This is a genomic window from Streptomyces sp. NPDC002588 (genome assembly GCF_040295925.1).
GTDB lineage: Bacteria > Actinomycetota > Actinomycetes > Streptomycetales > Streptomycetaceae > Streptomyces.
Map to the genome: position 1 here is coordinate 362,880 of NZ_JBEOWF010000002.1, position 18,936 is coordinate 381,815.

The following is an 18,936-nucleotide window of genomic DNA, read 5'->3' on the forward strand; positions in this document are numbered from 1 at the left end:
GGGCTCAGGTTCTCGCGGCTTTTCTTCGGCCCGGGGGACACGGGGAAGGCGTCAGGCATGGACTGGTTCACCGCACCCGAGTACGGGCTGAGCCGGCTGGTGTTCCAGCGGGCGCTGGCCGGTGTGTACCTGGTCGCGTTCCTGACGGCGGCCGTGCAGTTCCGTGCCCTGCTGGGCGAGCGCGGGATGCTGCCGGTGCCCCGGTTCGTCGAGCGGGTGCCCTTTCGGCAGGCGCCGAGCCTGTTCCAGTGGCGTTACTCCGACCGGCTGTTCGCGGGCTGCGCGTGGACGGGGTGCGCGGTGTCGGCGGGGCTGCTGGCGGGGTTGGACGGCCTGGTCCCGCTGTGGGCCGCGATGCTGCTGTGGCTGGTGCCGTGGGCGCTGTACCTGTCGATCGTGAACGTCGGCCAGACCTGGTACTCGTTCGGCTGGGAGTCCCTGCTCCTGGAGACCGGCTTCCTCGCGGTGTTCCTCGGCAACGACGAGGTGGCCCCGCCGGTCGTGGTGCTGTTCCTGGCGCGGTGGATCCTGTTCCGGGTGGAGTTCGGCGCGGGTCTGATCAAGATGCGCGGCGACGCCTGCTGGCGGAAGCTGACCTGCCTCTACCACCACCACGAGACGCAGCCCATGCCCGGCCCGTTGAGCTGGTTCTTCCACCGTCTGCCGAGGCCCCTGCACCGGGTGGAGGCGGCAGCCAACCACGTCACCCAACTCGTCGTGCCGTTCCTGCTGTTCGCCCCGCAGCCGATCGCGACGGCCGCCGCCACGCTGATGATCCTGACCCAGCTGTGGCTGATCCTGTCGGGCAACTTCTCCTGGCTGAACTGGATCACCGTGGTGCTGGCCGTGCCCGCGCTGGAACTGCCCGCCGGCGACCGGTCCGGTCCGGCCGCCCCGCTCTGGTACGAGGTGGTGGTCCTCGCGGCGGCCGCGCTGATCGTCTTCCTCAGCTACCACCCGGTGGTCAACATGCTCTCCCGCCGCCAGGTCATGAACCGCTCCTTCGACCCGCTGCACCTGGTCAACACCTACGGCGCGTTCGGCAGCGTGAGCCGGATCCGCTACGAGGTGGTGGTCGAGGGCACGCTCGAGGACGTACCGCGCGAGGACTCGGACTGGCGGGAGTACGAGTTCAGGGGCAAGCCGGGCGATCCCCGGCGCTGGCCACGCCAGTTCGCCCCGTACCACCTGCGCCTGGACTGGCTGATGTGGTTCGCGGCGCTCTCCCCCGCGTACGCCGGTGCGTGGTTCGGCGCACTGGTGGAACGGCTGCTGGAGAACGACCGCGACACCCTGCGGCTGCTGCGCCGCTCGCCCTTCCCGCCGGACGAGCCGCCGCGCCATGTCCGCGCCCGGCTCTTCCGCTACCGGTACACCACCTGGCGGGAGCTGCGGGAGACGGGCGCGTGCTGGGAGCGGACGTACGTGCGCGAGTACCTGCCGCCGACGCGGCTGGCGGCACGGGCTCAGAGGCCGTAGACGCGGACGGCGGTGGTCTCGAAGACCTGGGCGCGGTCGCCGTCGCCCACCAACCGGCCCATGACGTCCAGCACTTCGCCGTAGCCGGCGACGAGCGTGCACACCGGCCAGTCCGAGCCGAACATCAGCCGGTCCGGGCCGAAGGCCTCCAGCACGATGTCGGCGTACGGGCGCAGGCCGGCGGGGGTCCGGGAGCCGGGGTCGGCCTCGGTGAGCATGCCGGAGAGTTTGCAGACCGTGTTGGGGAGGGCGGCCAGGGCCCGCACGTCGGACGCCCAGGGTTCCAGGGCGCCGGAGGCGATCGGCGGTTTGCCCAGGTGGTCGAGGACGAAGGTGAGTCCGGGCAGGGCGGCGGCCGCCTTCGCGCAGGCGGGCAGCTGGTGCGGGAGGACGACCAGGTCGTAGACGAGACCCGCCTCCTGCACGGCGCCGAGGCCCCGGCGGACGTCCGGGCGCAGCAGCCACTCGGGGTCGCTCTCGCCCTGGACCTGGTGACGGATGCCCTTGAGGTGCCGGCCGCCGGGGAGTTCGGACAGCCGGGCCAGTTCGTCGGCCACGTCCGGGCGGGTGAGGTCGGTCCAGCCGACGACCCCGGCGATCAGTTCGTGGGCGGCCGCGAGGGCGAGGAACTCGGGCGTCTCCTCGGCCACGGTGACCGTCTGGACGAGGACCGTGCGGTCGACCCCGGCGGCGCGGGCCTCGGGTTCCAGATCGGCCATCCGGAAGTCGCGCCGGATCGGGCTGCCCGCGCCGATCCAGTCCTGGTCCCGGACGGACAGGTCCCACACATGGTGGTGGGCGTCGACGGTCACGGCAGCTCCCACACGACGGGCAGGCCGGCGTCCGCGCCCTCGCCTGAGTAGTCGTGCACCACGTCGAGCAGCTCGGCCATCCGGGCCTGCCAGGCCACGTTGACCGGCAGGTTCTCCAGCTCGGCGAGGAGGCGGGCGTAGTCCTCGCACTCCAGGACGTGGAAGAGGTCGGTGCCGCTGCGCCAGATGGTCCAGGAGGTGGCCCCGGCGGCGGTGATGGCGTCCGTGAGTTCCTTCGGGACCTCGCGGTGCGCGGCCTCGTACTCGGCGGTGCGGTCGGCGCGGACCTTGGTGTGCAGGGCGACCCTCATGACACGTCCTTCGCGGGCAGGAGTCCGGTGTCCCTCAGCTCCTCCCAGAGGGCGGCCGGGACGGGGGTGGCGAACTGCTGCGCGCAGTCCTCGGCCTCGGCGGCCGAACGGGCGCCGACCAGGACGCTCGCGACCGCCGGATGGGCGGCGCAGAAGGCGAGCGCGGCGGCGCGCAGGGTGGTGCCGTGCCGCTCGGCGGCCTCCTTCATGCGCAGGGCGGCCCGCAGCAGCTCGCCCGGCGCCCGGTCGTAGTTGTACGTCGACTCGGGCTTCGGGTCCGCCAGCAGGCCGGAGTTGAAGGCCCCGCCGATGACGACCGAGACGCCCCGCTCGACGGCCGCGGGCAGCAGTTCGACGCTCGCGCGCTGGTCGAGCAGGGTGTAGCGGCCCGCGCAGAGCACCACGTCGACGTCCGTCTCGCGGACGAACCGGGTGAGCATCTCGGCCTGGTTCATCCCGGCGCCGATCGCGCCCACCACGCCTTCCGAGCGCAGCTTCTCCAGGGCGGGGTAGCCCTCGCGGAAGGCCTGCTCGGCGTGGTCGTCGGGGTCGTGCAGATACACGACGTCGACGTGGTCGAGGCCGAGCCGTTCGAGGGACTCCTCGAGGGAGCGCCGTACGCCGTCGGCGCTGAAGTCCCACACGCGGCGGTGCGTGGCCGGGACGGCGAAGCCGTTGGCCAGGTCGTCGCCGCCGTCCGAGGAGGGCTCCAGGCGGCGGCCGACCTTCGTGGACACCGTGTACTCGGCGCGCGGGTGCTCGCGCAGGGCGGCTCCCAGCCGCCGTTCGGACACGCCGACCCCGTAGTGCGGCGCGGTGTCGAAGTAGCGCACGCCCCGCGCCCAGGCGGCGGCCACGGTGGCGTGCGCCTGCTCCTCGGTGACCTCGGTGAACAGGCCCGCGAGGGGGGCGGCGCCCAGGCCGAGGCCGGTGACCTGGACGGAGCTGCGGCCGAGGGCGGTCATCGGGTCGCCGCCGGGCGCAGCCGGAGGCCCTGCATACCGCCGTCGACGGCGAGGGAGGTGCCCGTGGTGGCGCCCGAGAGGGGGCTCGCCAGGTAGGCGACGGCGCCCGCGACCTCGGCGGCGCTGACCAGACGGCCGGTGGGCTGACGGGCCTCCAGGGCGGCGCGTTCGGCGGCCGGATCGTCGGCCGCGTCGAGCAGGCGGCCGATCCACGGGGTGTCGGCGGTGCCGGGGTTGACGCAGTTGACGCGGATGCCCTCGCGGATGTGGTCGGCGGCCATGGCGAGGGTCAGCGAGTACACCGCGCCCTTGGTGGCGCTGTACAGCGCCCGCTGGGGCAGGCCGGCGGTGGCGGCGATGGAGCAGGTGTTGACGATCGCGGCGTGTTCCGACCGGCGCAGATGCGGCAGGGCGGCGCGGGCCACCCGGACCATGCCGACGACGTTGACGTCCAGGACGCGGTGCCATTCCGCGTCGTCGTTGTCCTCGACGGTGCCCTGGGCGCCGATGCCCGCGTTGTTGACCAGGACGTCCAGGCCGCCGAGGCCGGCCACGGCGGCCTCGACCGCCGCACGGACGGAGGCGTCGTCGGTGACGTCGGCGCGGAGGCCGAGAAGCGGCTTGTCGACTCCAGAGGGGTCGAGGTCGAGGACGGCGACCCGGGCGCCGCGCGCTGCCAGCAGCTCCGCGGTGGCCCGGCCGAGGCCGGACGCGCCACCGGTCACCAGGGCGCTCAGCCCTTCGAAGTCGCTCACGCCGCGTTCTCCTTCCGCCCTGCGAGGTCGGCGGCCCAGAAGGTGCCGCCCGGGTAGGTGTAGCGCGCGATCGACTCGGGGCGCATGGCCGCCGAGAAGCCCGGCGAGGTCGGGGTCACGTAGTGCCCCTCCCTGATCGCCACCGGGTCGACGAAGTGGTCGTGGAGGTGGTCGACGTACTCGATGACGCGGTCCTCGGTGGTGCCGGTGAGGGCGACGTAGTCGAACATCGACAGGTGCTGGACGAGTTCGCACAGGCCGACGCCGCCCGCGTGCGGGCAGACCGGGACGCCGAACTTGGCGGCCAGCAGCAGGATGGCGAGGTTCTCGTTGACGCCGCCGACGCGGGCCGCGTCGAGCTGGAGGACGTCGAGCGCGCCGGCCTGCAGGAGCTGCTTGAACATCACCCGGTTCTGGACGTGCTCGCCGGTGGCGACCTTGACCGGGGCGACGGCCCTGCGGATCGCGGCGTGGCCGAGGACGTCGTCGGGGCTGGTGGGCTCCTCGATCCAGTAAGGGTCGTACTCGGCGAGGGCACGGGTCCAGCGGATCGCCTCGTCGACGTCCCAGCGCTGGTTGGCGTCGACCGCGAGGCGGATGCCGGGGCCGACGGCGGCCCGGGCGATGCGGCAGCGCCGTACGTCGTCGGCGAGGTCCGCGCCGACCTTGAGCTTGATCTGCCGGAAGCCGGCGGCGACCGCCTCGGTGGCGAGCCGGGTCAGCTTCTCGTCGTCGTAGCCGAGCCAGCCGGCGGAGGTGGTGTAGGCGGGGTAGCCGCGCTCCAGGAGCCGGGCCGCGCGCTCCTCGGCACCTGTCCTGCCGCGGCGCAGCAGATCGAGGGCCTCTTCGGGGGTGAGGGCGTCGGTGAGGTAGCGGAAGTCGACCTGGCTCACCAGCCACTCGGGGTCGGCGTCGGCGAGCAGCCGCCACAGGGGCTTGTCCGCGCGTTTGGCTGCGAGGTCCCAGGCGGCGTTGACGACCGCGCCGATCGCCATGTGCATCACGCCCTTCTCGGGGCCGAGCCAGCGCAGCTGGCTGTCGCCGATCAGGGTGCGGCTGAGGGTGCCCGGGTCGGCGCAGAGTTCGTCGACGGACCGGCCGAGGACGTGCTCGCGCAGGGTGTCGATGGCGGCGACCTGTACCTCGTTGCCCCGGCCGATGGTGAAGGTGAAGCCGTGTCCCTCGTGGCCGTCGGCGGCGTCCGTGCGCAGGACGACATAGGCGGCCGAGTAGTCGGGGTCCGGGTTCATCGCGTCGGAGCCGTCGAGCTCGCGCGAGGTGGGGAAGCGGATGTCGTGGGTCTCGACCGCGGTGACGCGGGGGGTGGTCGGCGGCGCCATCGGTCGGCTCCTCATCTGGCGTGCTCATGCGACAGCCGCCATATTTATCAGACCACTTCCGCCCGGCAACAGCCCCTGACCGGGAAAAGCGAGTGTTATTGACCCAAGTGGTCCGACCACATCGGTGGCTAGACTGCGCGGCACCAGCGACAGGAGAGAGCACGTGGAAGAGCCGCGGCAGGGCACGGGCGCCACCCCCAAGGGCACGGTGACGCAGCGCGCCATCGAGCGGATCAAGGCGATGATCGGCGAAGGGCTGCTGGAACCGGGCCAGCGGCTGCCGACCGAGCGTGAGCTCGCCGCGCAGCTGGGCATCTCCCGCAGTTCGATGCGCGAGGCGATCCGGGCGCTCACCGTGCTGGGCGTGGTGGAGGCGCGGCACGGCTCCGGCATCTACGTCACCCAGCTGCAGGCCGGGGACCTGCTCGAGACGTTCGGGGTGGTGGCCGATCTCTCGCGCGGGCCCCGCCTGGTGGAGTTGCTGGAGGTGCGGCGGATCCTGGAGTCGACGGCGACCGCGCTGGCCGCCGCCCGGATCACGCCCGGGCAACTGGCCGTCGTGGAGGGGCATTTGGCCGCGATGAACGCCACGGACGATCCGGACGAGATCCTCGCCCACGATCTCGCCTTCCACCGCGCGATCGCCGAGGCCGCCGGCAACGAGACGATGGCGGCGATCCTGGAGGGGCTGTCCTCGCGCACGTTCCGGGCCCGGGTCTGGCGCGGCTTCCGCGAGGAGGGCGCCTTCGACCGCACCCGCCGCGAACACGCGGCGATCCACCGCGCCCTGGCCGCCCGCGACCCGGAGGCGGCCCGCGCGGCGGCGGCCGCGCACGTGGGCGAGGTGGAGGAGTGGCTGAGGTTGCAGGTGGGCTCCTGAGCCTCTCGACGCCGGGCGTCGGGCGGGGCAGAGTTCTCCCCACGTACTCGCGAGTAGTGCAGAGGAGCTGCCGTGACCACCTGGGTCGGCAAGGCCGCCGTCGAGATCGCCGCCGCCGTGCGGGAGAAGCAGGTCACCCCCCGTGAGGTGGTGGCCGAGCACCTCGCGCGGATCGAGCGTCTCGACGGGCGGATCGGGGCGTTCCGGGTGGTGCGGGCCGAGGCCGCGCTCGCCGAGGCGGACGAGGTGGCCGCCCGCGGCGATCTTGCCGGACTCCCCCTGGCCGGGGTGCCGGTGGCGGTCAAGGACAATCTGGCCGTGCGGGGCGAGTCGATGCGGGTCGGCTCGGCGGCCACACCGGACCGGCCGGCGGGGGCCGACCATGTGACGGTGGCGCGGCTGCGGGCGGCCGGCGCGGTGGTCGTGGGGCTGACGAACGTGCCCGAGCTGTGCGTCTTCGGTACGACGGAGGGCGTGCACGGCACCGCCCGCAACCCGTGGGACACCTCGCGCACGGCGGGCGGCTCGTCCGGGGGCAGCGCGGCCGCGGTCGCCGCCGGCATGGTGCCGATCGCACTCGGCAACGACGGCATGGGCTCGCTGCGCATACCGGCGGCCAACTGCGGTCTGGTGACGATCAAGCCGGGCCACGGGGTGGTGCCCGCGGGAATCGGCGACGGCGACTGGTTCGGGATGTCGGAGAACGGCCCGCTGGCCACGACGGTCGAGGACGCCCGGCTGATGCTGTCGGTCCTCGCGGACACCGGGTTCGCGGGCGAGGACGGGGAGCCGGGTGCGCCGAGTGTCGCGGTGTCGCTGCGCAGCCCGCTGGCCGGCGTCACGGTCAGCGCTCCGTACGCGGGCGCGGCCCGGGACGCGGCGGGGGTGCTGATGCGGGCGGGCCACCAGGTGCGGCGGGCCGACCCGCCGTATCCCCTCTCCCTGGGCGTCACCTCGCTCGCCCACTGGACGGCGGGCACGGCCGTGGACGCGGCGCCTTACGACCCGCGGCTGCTGGCCCGGCGCACCCGGGTGCACGCCGCCCTCGGCCGGCGTTTCCTGAACGGGGTGCACGGCGGCACGGCGCGGGAGGAGCTGCGCCGACGGCTGGAGCCGTTCTTCGCGGAGTACGACGTCCTGCTCACGCCGGCGCTGGCGCGGCGCTCGCCGCGGTCGGAGCCCTGGCACGAGCGGGGCTGGCTGCGCAATGTGCTGGTGAACACGAACTACTCGCCGCTGACCCCGCCGTGGAACCTGACCGGCTGGCCGGCGATGTCGGTGCCGTTCGGCACGCTGCCGTCCGGTGCGCCGGCCGCGGTACAGCTGGTGGGGCGGCCGGGTTCGGAGGCGGAACTGCTGCGGGTGGCGGCTCGGTTGGAGGCGTTGCGGCCGTGGCGGCGGACCGCGCCGCTGGACTGAACCGGAGCGGTCGTGGCCTGCATGGGCGTGCGCCGGATGTGCGCACACCCATGCGGCGAGCGGTCGGCCGCCAGGGACCCGGCCCGCGGGGTCAGTCCACGCTGGGCAGGATGTGGTCCTCGGCCAGGTCTTCCTCGTAGCCCGCGAGGCGGATCGGGGCGGAGCGCGCCCACACGTCCAGGCTGCCGATCTCCCCGGGCCGGCGGCCGGCGCGCTCCTGGCGTTCCTTGGGGCGTTGCTCGCGATTCGTCTTCTCCGGTGTCACCGCGCACTCCTTATGTGTCGGGTCACCCTCAGGGCGTGCCGGCCAGTCTGCGGTCCGGCGCTGAACGCTCCCTCGGGTCTGGCTGGAGTCGGTGGCGACGCGGTGGTGCCGGTGACTCCCAGGAGAGCTGGCCGTTGTGAACCGGCTTGTCCCAGACGGACGGTGGGTGTGGGTGGCACTCCATCCTGTTGTCCGTCCGACATAGACTAACCAAATGAGCGGGGTACCGCTCGATAGGGCTGAAAATTTGGGGTAACCATGGCGCGTCACTCGCATGTCCTCGCAGGTGAATTGAACCCTTTTAGTCACTGATGCACCTCTTGAGTTCACCCGTCCGGCGTACATCTGGGCGCGTCGCCACCGGTCCGTCGCGCCGTTCAAGTCCCGTTCGCCCGGTCGCAAGCGGGCCATGATCTGCTGACGTACCGAACGGCTGTCTCGCGGGAGGACTGACGCATGGAACTGCGCAGCGTCGAGGAGCTGATGGACCTGCTGTACGCGTGCCGGGGCGTACGGGAGACCACGGACGGCAGGGCCCCCGGGGCCGACCTGCACGACCACGCGCTGCGGACGGCCGCACTGCTGCGCCGAAGTCGCCCGGCGGACAAGGAACTCCAGCTGACCGGGCTCGTCCACCCGATCGGACACCTGCTGCGCCCCGCCGACCCCGCCGGCCGGGCGGAGGGCGCCGCCGACGCGGTACGGCCGCTGCTCGGCCCCCGCATCGCCCGTCTCGTGGCCCTGCACCCCTGGCTCGGCCCCCCTGCCGACGACGACCTCGTCCGCCTCCGTCAGGCCGACGAGGACGGCCGGGCCGCCGGGTTCGACGCGGGAGTCCTCGAGGACTGGCGGACGGTGCTGGAGCTGGTCGCCGAGCGCAACTCGCGTCTCGGGGCTGTCGATTGAGGGTCCGCCGTGAGACCGTACGCCGATGACGTCGTCGTACGGACAGTACGGTCTGCGCGGCAGGGCCGCCGCCGTCACGGGGGCCACCCGGGGCATCGGACGGGCGGTGGCGCGGGCGCTCGCGGACGCCGGGGCGCGGGTGTGCGTGAGCGCACGGGACCCGGACGAGGTGCGGCGGACCGCGGAAGAGCTGGACGGGGTCGGACTCGCCGGCAGCGTCGCTGACCCCGGCCACCCGGAGGCGCTCACCGGCCTGTGCCTGCGCACGTTCGGCCGGCTGGACGTCCTGGTCAACAACGCGGCGACGAACCGGCCCTACGGCCCGCTCATGGCCGCCGACCCGGACGTCTGGCGCGAGGCGTTCACGGTGAACGTCGAGGCGCCGCTACGGCTGGTGCAGTGCGCGTGGCACGGCTGGATGCGCGAGCACGGCGGAGCGGTGGTCAACGTCTGCACGGAGGGCGCGGGCCACGTCGGCCCCGGTGTGGGCGCCTACGGCACGAGCAAGGCGGCGCTGCTCCACCTCACACAGCAGTTGGCGGGTGAACTGGGGCCGGGCGTGCGGGTCAACTCCGTCTCCCCCGGCCTGGTACGGACCGAGATGGCCCGGTTCGTCTGGGAGCCGGGAGAGGAGGAGGTCGCGGCGGGACTGCCGCTGGGCAGAATCGGCGAACCGCGGGACGTGGCCCGGGCGGTGCTGTGGCTGTGCTCCGACGAGGCGGAGTGGATCACGGGGGCGGACCTGCTGGTGGACGGCGGCACGAGAGTACGAGCGGCCGGTACCGCAAGCCGCTACCACTTGCCCGGCGCGTAGTCCTTCAAGAAGACGCCGTACACGTCCTCCCCCGCCTCACCCCGCACCACCGGGTCGTACACCCGGGCCGCCCCGTCGACCAGATCGAGCGGCGCGTGGAACCCCTCCTCGGCGAGCCGGAGCTTGTCGTAGTGCGGCCGCTCGTCGGTGATCCAGCCCGTGTCGACGGAGGTCATGAGGATGCCGTCGGACTGGAACATCTCCTGCGCGCTGGTCCGCGTGACCATGTTCATCGCGGCCTTGGCGGCATTCGTGTTCGGGTGGCCCGCACCCTTGTAGCCGCGGCCGAAGACGCCCTCCATCGCCGAGACGTTCACGACGTACGCCCGCCCGCTCGTCGCCCGACGAGCGGCGGCGGCCATGGCCGGGCGGAGCTTGCTGATCAGGATGAACGGTGCCGTGTAGTTGCACAGCTGGGTCTCGAGGAGCTCCACCGGGGAGATCTGCTCGATGGTCTGCACCCACGTGTTGGTGTCGACGACGTCGGGGACCAGGCCGCCCGCGTCGATCGCGGTGCCGTCGAGGTGCCGGGCGACGCTGGCGTTGCCCGCGACCAGGGCGAGGTCGGCGACCTGCTGCGCGTCGAGGCCCGGGATACCGACGGGCAGCGCGGCGAGCCCGTCGACCGCGCCGGAGCCGAAGGCGCCGATGACGTGGTGGGCGGGCAGCTCACCGGCCGGCAGCGGGGCACCCTCACCGTCGACCAGGGCGGCGTAGGCGGAGGGCAGGCGGCGTACGGTCTGCGTGGCGTTGTTGATGAGGATGTCGAGGGTGCCCGCCTCGGCGACCTGGTCGGCGAGGGCCACGGCCTGCGCCGGGTCGCGCAGGTCGATGCCGACGACCTCCAGCCGGTGCAGCCAGTCCGCCGAGTCGTCCATGGCCTTGAAGCGGCGGATGGCGTCCTTCGGGAAGCGCGTGGTGACCGTCGTGTGCGCGCCGTCCCGCAGCAGCCTGAGCGCGATGTACATGCCGATCTTGGCGCGCCCGCCGGTGAGCAGGGCGCGCTTGCCGGTGAGGTCGGCGCGGGCGTCGCGCTTGGCCCGGTTCAGGCCGGCGCAGTCCGGACAGAGCTGGTGGTAGAAGTAGTCGACCTCGACGTACCGCGTCTTGCAGGTGTAGCAGGAGCGGGGGCGCTGGAGGACGCCGGCGATCCGGCCCGCCTCCGTGACCGAGGACGGCAGGATGCCCTCGGTCTCGTCGTCGATGCGCTGGGCGGAGCCGGTCGCGGTGGCCTCGGTGACCGCCTTGTCGTGGGCGGTCTTGGCGGCCCGGCGCTCCTGGCGGCGGCGCTGCTTGACCGTGCGGTAGATGCCCGCGGTGGCCCGGCGTACGGCGATCGCGTCGGGGTGGTCGACCTCCAGCTTGTCGAGTTCCTCGAGCACGCCGAGGCAGACGGCCAGCCGCTCGGGGTCGATGCCGGGGCCGTGGACCATCTCCTCGGTGGCCGTCGAGCCGTCCTCTGTCACCGTCATCGCGCTGCCGTTCCCTGCTGAGAAGTGCGGCGCTCCGACCGCGTCCGCTTTCGAACGGGGAATTCTACGGAGCGCCGGGCCCCTCCTCCAAACCCGGACCGGTCAGGAACCGCAGGCCGTGATGAGGGTCTCCACCTCGGCGGTCAGGGCGTGCGCGAACCGGTCGAGATCCGGTACGGCCTCGGCGTCGGCGACCAGCCCGTAGTGGACGCGGCCGCGGAAGGTGGAGACGGCGACCGCCAGGGACTGGCCGCGGGCGAGCGGCGCGTACGGGAAGACCTCGGTGACCGGGTGCCCGCCGAGCTTCAGCCCCACGCCGGGCAGGGGCACGCTGGTCACGAGGATGTCGAACCAGAGCCGGGCGGCCTGGCTGACCAGCGGCCCGCCGAGCCGGTGGCCGAGCGCCGGGACATGGTCGGCGAGCAGGGCGACCGCACCCGCGCCCCGGGCGGGTCCGGCGTCCTTGTTGGCGTCCATGGCCGTGCGGACGTGGGCGAGCCGGGCGAGCGGGTCCGGGTCGTCGACGGGAAGCCGTATCAGGTACCCGGAGAGCCGGTTGCCCTGCGGGTGGGCGGTGCGCGGGCGGCGCTGGGAGACGGGGATCAGCGCGCGTGGGCGTACGCCCTCGCTGCCGTCGCCGCGCTCGTCCAGCCAGCGGCGCAGGGCCCCCGCGACGACGGCGATCAGCACGTCGTTGACGGTGCCGCCGACGACCTTGCGGATCCGGTGCACGTCGTCGAGATCGAGGACCACTCCGCCGGTGCGGCGGGTGCCGGTGGGTTCGGCGGCGAGCGCGGGGGTGGAGCGCACACCGAGGGTCGACACGGCGAGGGAGGCGCCGATGTCGAGGGCGCGCCCCACGTCGGAGACCGCGCCGCGCAGCAGCCCGGGCAGCCTGCGCACGTCCGGGACCAGCCCGCGCGCGGGCTGCGCGGGGCGGGGGCGGGGCGTGGGCAGGTCCATGGGGTCCAGGACGGCCGCCGCCAGGGTCAGGGCGCGCAGACCGTCGGCGAGGGCGTGGTGGAACTTGAAGAGGACGGCGAAGGACAGGCCGTCCTCGCCGGGCAGCACATGCGCCTCCCACGGCGGGCGGCCGCGCTCCAGCGGGCGTTCCATCAGCCGGCCCGCCTCGGTCTGGAAGTCGGCGGCGGGCGCGTGCAGGCAGACGTGGTGGAGGGGGTCGAAGCCGGGGTCCGGCTCGCGCACGGCGCCGCCGAAGGCGAGCGAGCGGCGCAGGTCGAACGGCCGGCGCGGGTCGAAGGGCAGTGCGGCGTCGAAGGGCCGCCACACGTCCCGGATCCGCATGCGCAGTCCGGGGACCGCCGCCGCGCGGGCGGCGAGCAGGTCGGCCGCGTGGGCGCCCGCGGTGGGCGAGGGCGCGGAGAAGACGCCGAGGGCCCCGAGGTGCATGGGGTGCTCGGGGGACTCGATGTTCCAGAACGCCAGGTCGAGAGGTGCCAGCAGATCATCGGCGGTCAAGGGTTTGCCTCTCGTCGACGGCGGATGAACGACGGATGAGGCAGCAGTCAACCCCCTGGAAGCGATTACGGTCAAGTACGATCGCGCTACGCACAGTTAACAGCGGATTAAGTTCACGACACCAGGCGGCCCTTCCCCAGGGCGATCACCCCGCCCCTGGAGACCGTGTACAGCTCCGCGTCCCGCTCCGGATTCACGCCGATGGTCGCGCCCGGCGGGACCTCGACGTTCTTGTCCAGGACCGCCCCGCGCACCACCGCACCCCGCCCGACCCGCACGTTGTCGTGCAGGATCGCCCCCTGGACGACCGCGCCCGGATCGACCACCACCCCCGGCGACAGCACCGACCGGGTGACCTGCCCGCGGATCAGGCAGCCCGCACTGATGATCGACTCGCTCGCCATGCCGCCCGCGTTGAAACGGGCCGGGGAGAGCTGGTTGGAATGGGTGTAGATGGGCCAGCTGCGGTTGTAGAGGTTGAAGGCGGGGCGCTCGGCGATCAGGTCCATGTGGGCGTCGTAGTAGGCGTCGAGCGTGCCGACGTCCCGCCAGTAGCCCTGGTCGCGGGTGGTCTCGCCGGGGACGTGGTTGTCGTCGAAGTCGTACAGCTGCGCCTCGCCGCGGTCGGTGAGCTGCGGGAGGATCGAGCCGCCCATGTCGTGCACGGAGTCCTCCTCCTCGGCGTCCCGCTGGAGGGCCTCGATGAGGGCCTTGGTGGTGAAGATGTAGTTGCCCATCGAGGCGAAGACGGTGTCCGGGTCGCCGGGCAGACCGGGCGGGTCGGCGGGCTTCTCCAGGAAGCTCTCGACGATCCGGCCGTCGGAACCCGGGGCGATCACCCCGAAGGAGGAGGATTCCGCGCGCGGGACGCGGATCCCGGCCACGGTCACGCCCGCGCCGCCCTCGATGTGCTGGGCGAGCATCTGGCGCGGGTCCATGCGGTAGACGTGGTCGGCGCCGAACACGGCGACGTACTCGGGCCGTTCGTCGTAGATCAAGTTCAGCGACTGCAGGATGGCGTCGGCGCTGCCCAGGTACCAGCGCTTGCCCAGCCGCTGCTGGGCGGGCACGGGGGTGACGTAGTTGCCGAGCAGGCTCGACATCCGCCAGGTGGTGGTGATGTGCCGGTCCAGCGAGTGGGACTTGTACTGCGTCAGCACGCAGATCCGCAGGATGTCGGCGTTGACGAGGTTGGACAGGACGAAGTCGACGAGCCGGTAGGTGCCGCCGAAGGTGACCGCTGGTTTGGCGCGGTCCGCGGTCAGGGGCATCAGCCGCTTGCCCTCACCACCCGCCAGTACGATGCCGAGCACCGAAGGTCCGCCACGACGCATGGCCGCTCCCCTCACCCTGTTTGGAACCCATGGATGCCCCGTTGTGGGGCCCACTACGCCTGTTTGAGGATCTCCTCGTAGAGCCGGACCGTCCGCCGGGCGACCGCGTCCCAGCCGAACTCCTCCACCGCGCGGACCCGGCCGGCCTCGCCCATCCGGCGTGCGGCCGCCGGATCGCCGAGTACCGAGTCCAGGGCGCGGGCGAGCTCCGCCTCGAACGTGTCGCCTCCGGAGTCCACGGACACGAGCACCCCGCTCACCCCGTCCTCGACGACCTCCGGGATCCCGCCGACCCGGGAGGCCACCACGGGAGTGCCGCAGGCCATCGCCTCCAGGTTGACGATGCCGAGCGGTTCGTACACCGAGGGGCAGACGAACACGGCGGCGTGGGTCAGCAGTTGGATCACCTCCGGGCGCGGCAGCATGCGCGGGATCCAGTGGACGCCGTCGCGGGCACGGCTGAGCTCGGCGAAGAGGTCCCGGAACTCCTGGTCGATCTCGGGGGTGTCGGGGGCGCCCGCGCACAGCACGACCTGGGCCGAGGGATCGATGTCCCGTACCGCGCGCAGCAGATGCGGGACGCCCTTCTGGCGGGTGATGCGGCCGACGAACAGCACGAACGGGCGGTCCGGGTCGACGCCGATCCGGGTGAGGGCGTCGGTGCCGTGGTCGGGCCGGTACAGGGCGGTGTCGATGCCGTTGTGCACGACGTGCACCCGGTCCGGGCCGAGCGCGGGGTAGCAGGCGAGGATGTCCTCGCGCATCGCCGCCGAGACGGCGATCACGGCGTCGGCGGCCTCCACGGCGGTCCGCTCGGCCCAGCTCGACAGCGCGTATCCGCCGCCGAGTTGCTCGGCCTTCCAGGGGCGCAGAGGCTCCAGGGAGTGCGCGGTGACGACGTGCGGGACGCCGTACAGCTCCTTGGCGAGGTGACCGGCGAGGTTGGCGTACCAGGTGTGGGAGTGGACGAGTTCGCGGCCTTCCAGGGCGGCGGCCATGGCCAGGTCCACGGAGAAGGTGCGCAGCGCGTCGTTGGCGCCGTCCAGGGCGGACCAGGAACGGTGGCGCCGGACGCCGTCCGAGCGGCCCTCGCCCCAGCAGTGCACGTCGAGGTCGATCAGCCGGCGCAGCTCGCGGGCGAGGAATTCGACATGGACGCCCGCCCCGCCGTACACGTCCGGGGGGTACTCCCGGGTCAGCAGTCCCACACGCACCCGGAAACCCCCGTTCTCAGCAAATGGTTCCCTTTCATGGTCACCCAGACGGGGCGCGTGGGGAAGAGCGCGGGGGTCGTGTGAAGCAACAGTCACCGCAGACGCCCCCTCCGGGCACCCGGTAGTAGAGGCAGCAGCTGCGGCGGCGGAAGGCGGTCCCGTCGGAGGTCTCGGTGCGGGTGCCGGTGTCCGCGAGGAGGGGGTGGGCGAAGAGCCCGGCGGTGAGGGCACGCGTGCGTGCGGCGGCCTCGGGGCGGCCGTGGGCCGCCGCCCACCGCTCCAGCTGGCGGGCGGCTCCGGCCAGGGCGGAGGCGGCGTTGCCCCGCAGCAGCCCCGGGGCCACGGGGTGGTGGGCGCGCAGAGCCGCCGACAGGGGTTCCAGATGGCCGTCGAGCACGGCCTCGGCGAGCGTGCGGGGGTCGCCGGGCAGGGCCCTGACCTCGGTCAGCCACAGGTCGTCCGGGGCGCCGGCGTCCGGGTCCCAGCGCAGCAGCCGCGGATCGAGGTCGGGGATCCGGCCGTACACGACGGCGCAGCCCAGCGCGGCCGACCAGAGCCGGGCGGCCAGCCCCTGCTGCGCCACGGAGGCGGCGACGCGGCCGTCGGGGGCCCGCAGCGCCCGGGCCACTTTGCCGATCCGGAAAGTCAGGGGATTTCCGTAAACATCCGATGACCGGTTCGCATAGGTGTCCGCCAGGCTCGGCAGTCGTCCTGGCGGGTCTACGGCCTCGGGCAGGACGACGCGCAGGACGGAGAAACCGCCGAGCGGGCGCAGCGCGGCGAGGCCGGGGTCGAGGTCCACGACATGCAGTAGTACCAAGGCTCTCCGGGGTGGCGCTCAGGGGGACCCCGGGGACGTCACCCCTCCGAGGGAGGAGAGTCGGCGTGTCGTACTCCATCGGTAGTAGGACGCATTGCGTGCTCAGGGACGACGACGGGAACAGATCCACGAGGCATCGTGTTGGTTATGAGAGCCGACCGTTCGCCGCGCCGGGCCAGGAGCCCCCGCCTCACGCAGAGGAGCAGCTCATGAGCGCCCTCGCGTTGTCCGTGGTCCTGTCGCTGATCTCCGCCGTGGCGTACGCGTCCGGAGCGATCGTGCAGGAGCAGGTGGCGGTGTCCTCGCCGGGCGAGGAGTACGCCCCGCTGCGCCGTCCCGGCTGGTGGGCGGCGGTCGGGCTGAACGGCCTGGGCGGGCTGCTGCACGTGGTGGCGCTGGCCTACGGCCCGCTGAGTCTGGTGCAGCCGCTGGGCGCGCTGACGATCGTGTTCGCGCTGCCCATGGCGGCGCTGTTCGTCGGCCGCAGGGCCGGGGCGACGGCCTGGCGGGGCGCGATCATGGCGACGGTGGGTCTGGCCGGACTGCTCTCCCTGGTCGGCGCGTCCGACGCGCAGTCGCTGAGCACCCCGCAGCGGGTGAGCGTGGCCGTGGTGACCGCCGGCGCGGTGGTCGCGTTGATGGTCGCGGGGCGGGCCGCGCACCGGCACCCCGCGGTGCGCAGCATGCTGCTGGCCACGGCGTCCGGCATAGCCTTCGGCATGTCGTCGGTGTTCACCAAGACCGTCGCGGTCGACTGGACCGGCGGTGTCTCGGCGGCCGACATACCCTCCCTGGCCGTGATAGGCGTGCTGGCCACGGCCGGCATGCTGCTCTCCCAGGCCTCCTACCGCGGCGCGGGCCTCGCCGCCCCGCTGGCCACGCTGACCGTGATCAACCCGGTGGTGGCGGCCGCGGTCGGCATCACGATGTTCGGCGAGACCTTCCGCTACGGCACCACGGGCACCGCGCTCGCCCTGAGCTGTGGGGTGGTGGCGGCGGGCGGCCTGATCCTGCTGACCACCGAGCGTCTTCAAGGCGGATCCGCAGTGGCCGGGCTTCCGGCTGCGCAGGCCGAACCGGCGTTGACGCCGGCCGCCGAGGACCTGCCGAGGGACCTGCTGCGGCAGCCGGTCACCCCGGCAGGGCAGGAAGAGGACCGGGAGGAGAAGCTGCTCGTGCCGGCCCAGGCCGGGGAACCCCCTTACGGGGAGAGCCCGGCGGCCCCGTACGACGGTCCGGTCGTCTTCCACAGCGCTCTCTACGGCGCCACGTACTTCCCGGTGCCGGCCGTCGACCGGCGCCGGGTGCGCGTCAAATCCTGACGCCGCCGGCCCGCAGATAGGCGAGCGGGTCGACATCCGTCCCGAATCCGGGCCCGGTCCGCACCTCGAAGTGCAGATGCGGGCCCGTGGTGTTGCCGGTGGACCCGGACCGTCCGATGCGCTGGCCGCCGCCCACCGACTGCCCGTCCCGGACGGAGATCGCCGACAGATGGGCGTACTGCGTGTAGCGGCCGTCGGCGTGTCTTATCACCACCTGGTAGCCGAAGGACCCGCCCCAGCCCGCGGTGACCACCTTGCCCGCCGCGACCGCCCTCACGGAGGTTCCGGTGGGCACGGGGAAGTCGACGCCGGTGTGATAGCCCTTCGACCAGGAGGAGCCGGTGGCGTGGTACTGCGTTCCGGTGGCCGCCGTGACCGGGGCGACGAGGGAATGGCCGGTCTTCGCCTTGTCGTCGTCCTCGGTGCGGGTCCTGGAGGCGCTCCGGCCGGCCGTGCCCGCGGTGGACGTGCCGGCCGCGGCGCCCAGCTTCAGCCGCTGGCCCGGCAGGATCAGGTCGGGATCGGTGCCTATGGTGCGCCGGTTGGCGGCGTAGAGCCGGCTCCAGCCGCCCTTGACGTGCCGCTCGTCGGCGATGCCGGAGAGGGTGTCGCCGCGGACGACGGTGTACATCTCGGCGGTGCCCGCCCGGGACTGGGGCGTGGACTGCGGCTGGACGTCCCGCATCGAGGTCTTCGCGGACTTCGTCGACGTACCGCTCGGTGTACTGCTGGTGCTGCCGCTCGGACGGATGTCGGGGGTGTTCCCGCCCCGGGTGAGGCCCGCCCGTACCGAGCACACCGGCCAGGCGCCGGGCCCCTGCCCATCGAGCACCTTCTCCGCCACGGCGATCTGCTGGTCCTTGGTGGCCAGATCCGCGCGCTGGGCGTACTGCTTGCCGCCGTAGGCCTCCCAGGTCGACTGGGTGAACTGCAGTCCGCCGTAGAAGCCGTTGCCCGTGTTGATGTGCCAGTTGTCGGTGGACTCGCACGCGGCCACCTTGTTCCAGGTGTCGACGTCGGCCGCCTGGGCGACTCCGGCGCCGATCAGCGGTATCGCCATGCCGGCGCCGCCCGCCGTGACGGTGAGTGAGGCCCGGTTGATCCTGTTCGGCTGATACCGGCGGTGCCGGCCGCGTACGGCCATGGAGATCCCCCTCGACATGCGTCAGGAGCGGCAAAAGTAAGGGTTGCTAACACGCCGTGACAAGATGGCAATCGGCCGCTCTGGCTTCAACGCGACCTTTCAACGTGCCCGCGAACCGGGCCGGTTGCGCATCTGTCCGAGGCCGGTGGGGGCCGCTGCCGCGTACCTGCCGGGTGACCTGCACCATTGAGTGCAGGATCCCTTT

18 protein-coding genes are annotated in these 18,936 nt (G+C 72.9%); 6 read left to right on the forward strand and 12 right to left on the reverse strand.

The window, feature by feature from the left end; translation table 11 throughout:
* Window positions 1–57 precede the first annotated feature (57 nt).
* On the forward strand, window positions 58–1,479 hold the full coding sequence (locus ABT057_RS04355; RefSeq protein ID WP_352340901.1) for a lipase maturation factor family protein: 1,422 nt from the start codon (window positions 58–60) through the stop codon (window positions 1,477–1,479).
* On the opposite strand, the gene ABT057_RS04360 is transcribed toward ABT057_RS04355, so the two are convergent.
* The 5 genes from ABT057_RS04360 to ABT057_RS04380 are packed head-to-tail and all read right to left on the reverse strand — an operon-like array spanning window position 1,467 to window position 5,662.
* Window positions 1,467–2,291, reverse strand: a complete 825-nt coding sequence (locus ABT057_RS04360) for an amidohydrolase family protein (protein WP_352340902.1) — start codon at window positions 2,289–2,291, stop codon at window positions 1,467–1,469. The genes ABT057_RS04355 and ABT057_RS04360 overlap by 13 nt on opposite strands.
* Entirely contained in the window at window positions 2,288–2,602 is a 315-nt protein-coding gene (locus tag ABT057_RS04365) for an L-rhamnose mutarotase (protein WP_352340903.1), read from the reverse strand. The genes ABT057_RS04360 and ABT057_RS04365 overlap by 4 nt, the downstream gene beginning before the upstream one ends.
* On the reverse strand, window positions 2,599–3,567 hold the full coding sequence (locus ABT057_RS04370; protein ID WP_352340904.1) for an aldo/keto reductase: 969 nt from the start codon (window positions 3,565–3,567) through the stop codon (window positions 2,599–2,601). The genes ABT057_RS04365 and ABT057_RS04370 overlap by 4 nt, the downstream gene beginning before the upstream one ends.
* The gene (locus ABT057_RS04375) at window positions 3,564–4,322 is read right to left on the reverse strand and encodes an SDR family NAD(P)-dependent oxidoreductase (RefSeq protein WP_352340905.1); all 759 of its coding nucleotides are present in this window, start codon (window positions 4,320–4,322) and stop codon (window positions 3,564–3,566) included. The genes ABT057_RS04370 and ABT057_RS04375 overlap by 4 nt, the downstream gene beginning before the upstream one ends.
* Window positions 4,319–5,662, reverse strand: coding sequence for an L-fuconate dehydratase (locus tag ABT057_RS04380; RefSeq protein WP_352340906.1), 1,344 nt, complete (start codon window positions 5,660–5,662; stop codon window positions 4,319–4,321). Before ABT057_RS04380 ends, ABT057_RS04375 begins: the two co-directional genes overlap by 4 nt.
* 163 nt (window positions 5,663–5,825) lie before the next feature.
* On the opposite strand from ABT057_RS04380, the gene ABT057_RS04385 reads away from it, so the two are divergent.
* Together ABT057_RS04385 and ABT057_RS04390 are read left to right on the forward strand one after the other, a co-directional pair.
* Window positions 5,826–6,542, forward strand: a complete 717-nt coding sequence (locus tag ABT057_RS04385; RefSeq protein WP_352340907.1) for a FadR/GntR family transcriptional regulator — start codon at window positions 5,826–5,828, stop codon at window positions 6,540–6,542.
* 72 nt (window positions 6,543–6,614) lie between these two features.
* A complete protein-coding gene (locus tag ABT057_RS04390; RefSeq protein WP_352340908.1) occupies window positions 6,615–7,961 on the forward strand; it encodes an amidase in 1,347 nt (448 codons plus the stop codon).
* A gap of 91 nt (window positions 7,962–8,052) precedes the next feature.
* Here the strand turns inward: ABT057_RS04390 and ABT057_RS04395 are convergent, their stop codons facing one another.
* Window positions 8,053–8,226 (reverse strand): hypothetical protein, encoded by a 174-nt coding sequence (locus ABT057_RS04395; protein ID WP_352340909.1) that lies wholly within the window; start codon window positions 8,224–8,226, stop codon window positions 8,053–8,055.
* 456 nt (window positions 8,227–8,682) lie between these two features.
* Between ABT057_RS04395 and ABT057_RS04400 the strand changes: the two genes are divergently transcribed.
* A complete protein-coding gene (locus ABT057_RS04400; protein WP_352340910.1) occupies window positions 8,683–9,132 on the forward strand; it encodes a hypothetical protein in 450 nt (149 codons plus the stop codon).
* 25 nt (window positions 9,133–9,157) lie between these two features.
* Window positions 9,158–9,946, forward strand: coding sequence for an SDR family oxidoreductase (locus tag ABT057_RS04405; RefSeq protein WP_352340911.1), 789 nt, complete (start codon window positions 9,158–9,160; stop codon window positions 9,944–9,946).
* On the opposite strand, the gene ABT057_RS04410 is transcribed toward ABT057_RS04405, so the two are convergent.
* The 5 genes from ABT057_RS04410 to ABT057_RS04430 all read right to left on the reverse strand — a co-directional run bounded on the left by ABT057_RS04410 (window position 9,925) and on the right by ABT057_RS04430 (window position 16,247).
* Entirely contained in the window at window positions 9,925–11,418 is a 1,494-nt protein-coding gene (locus tag ABT057_RS04410; protein WP_352340912.1) for an SDR family NAD(P)-dependent oxidoreductase, read from the reverse strand. The two genes, ABT057_RS04405 and ABT057_RS04410, sit on opposite strands and share 22 nt — an antisense overlap.
* Before the next feature lie 102 nt (window positions 11,419–11,520).
* A complete protein-coding gene (locus ABT057_RS04415; RefSeq protein WP_352340913.1) occupies window positions 11,521–12,897 on the reverse strand; it encodes a wax ester/triacylglycerol synthase family O-acyltransferase in 1,377 nt (458 codons plus the stop codon).
* Between the two features lie 113 nt (window positions 12,898–13,010).
* Window positions 13,011–14,231 carry a glucose-1-phosphate adenylyltransferase gene (gene glgC, locus ABT057_RS04420; RefSeq protein WP_352340914.1) on the reverse strand — a complete coding sequence of 407 codons (1,221 nt, stop codon included), beginning with the start codon at window positions 14,229–14,231 and terminating at the stop codon, window positions 13,011–13,013.
* Between the two features lie 53 nt (window positions 14,232–14,284).
* The gene (gene glgA, locus ABT057_RS04425) at window positions 14,285–15,445 is read right to left on the reverse strand and encodes a glycogen synthase (RefSeq protein ID WP_352340915.1); all 1,161 of its coding nucleotides are present in this window, start codon (window positions 15,443–15,445) and stop codon (window positions 14,285–14,287) included.
* A gap of 40 nt (window positions 15,446–15,485) precedes the next feature.
* A complete protein-coding gene (locus ABT057_RS04430) occupies window positions 15,486–16,247 on the reverse strand; it encodes a (2Fe-2S)-binding protein (protein ID WP_352340916.1) in 762 nt (253 codons plus the stop codon).
* A gap of 227 nt (window positions 16,248–16,474) precedes the next feature.
* Here ABT057_RS04430 and ABT057_RS04435 point away from each other — a divergent pair, with 227 nt between their 5' ends.
* Complete coding sequence (locus tag ABT057_RS04435) at window positions 16,475–17,587, forward strand: DMT family transporter (RefSeq protein WP_352340917.1); 1,113 nt, start codon at window positions 16,475–16,477, stop codon at window positions 17,585–17,587.
* Here ABT057_RS04435 and ABT057_RS04440 read toward each other — a convergent pair.
* Entirely contained in the window at window positions 17,577–18,731 is a 1,155-nt protein-coding gene (locus ABT057_RS04440; RefSeq protein ID WP_352340918.1) for a transglycosylase family protein, read from the reverse strand. The genes ABT057_RS04435 and ABT057_RS04440 overlap by 11 nt on opposite strands.
* Window positions 18,732–18,936 lie beyond the last annotated feature (205 nt).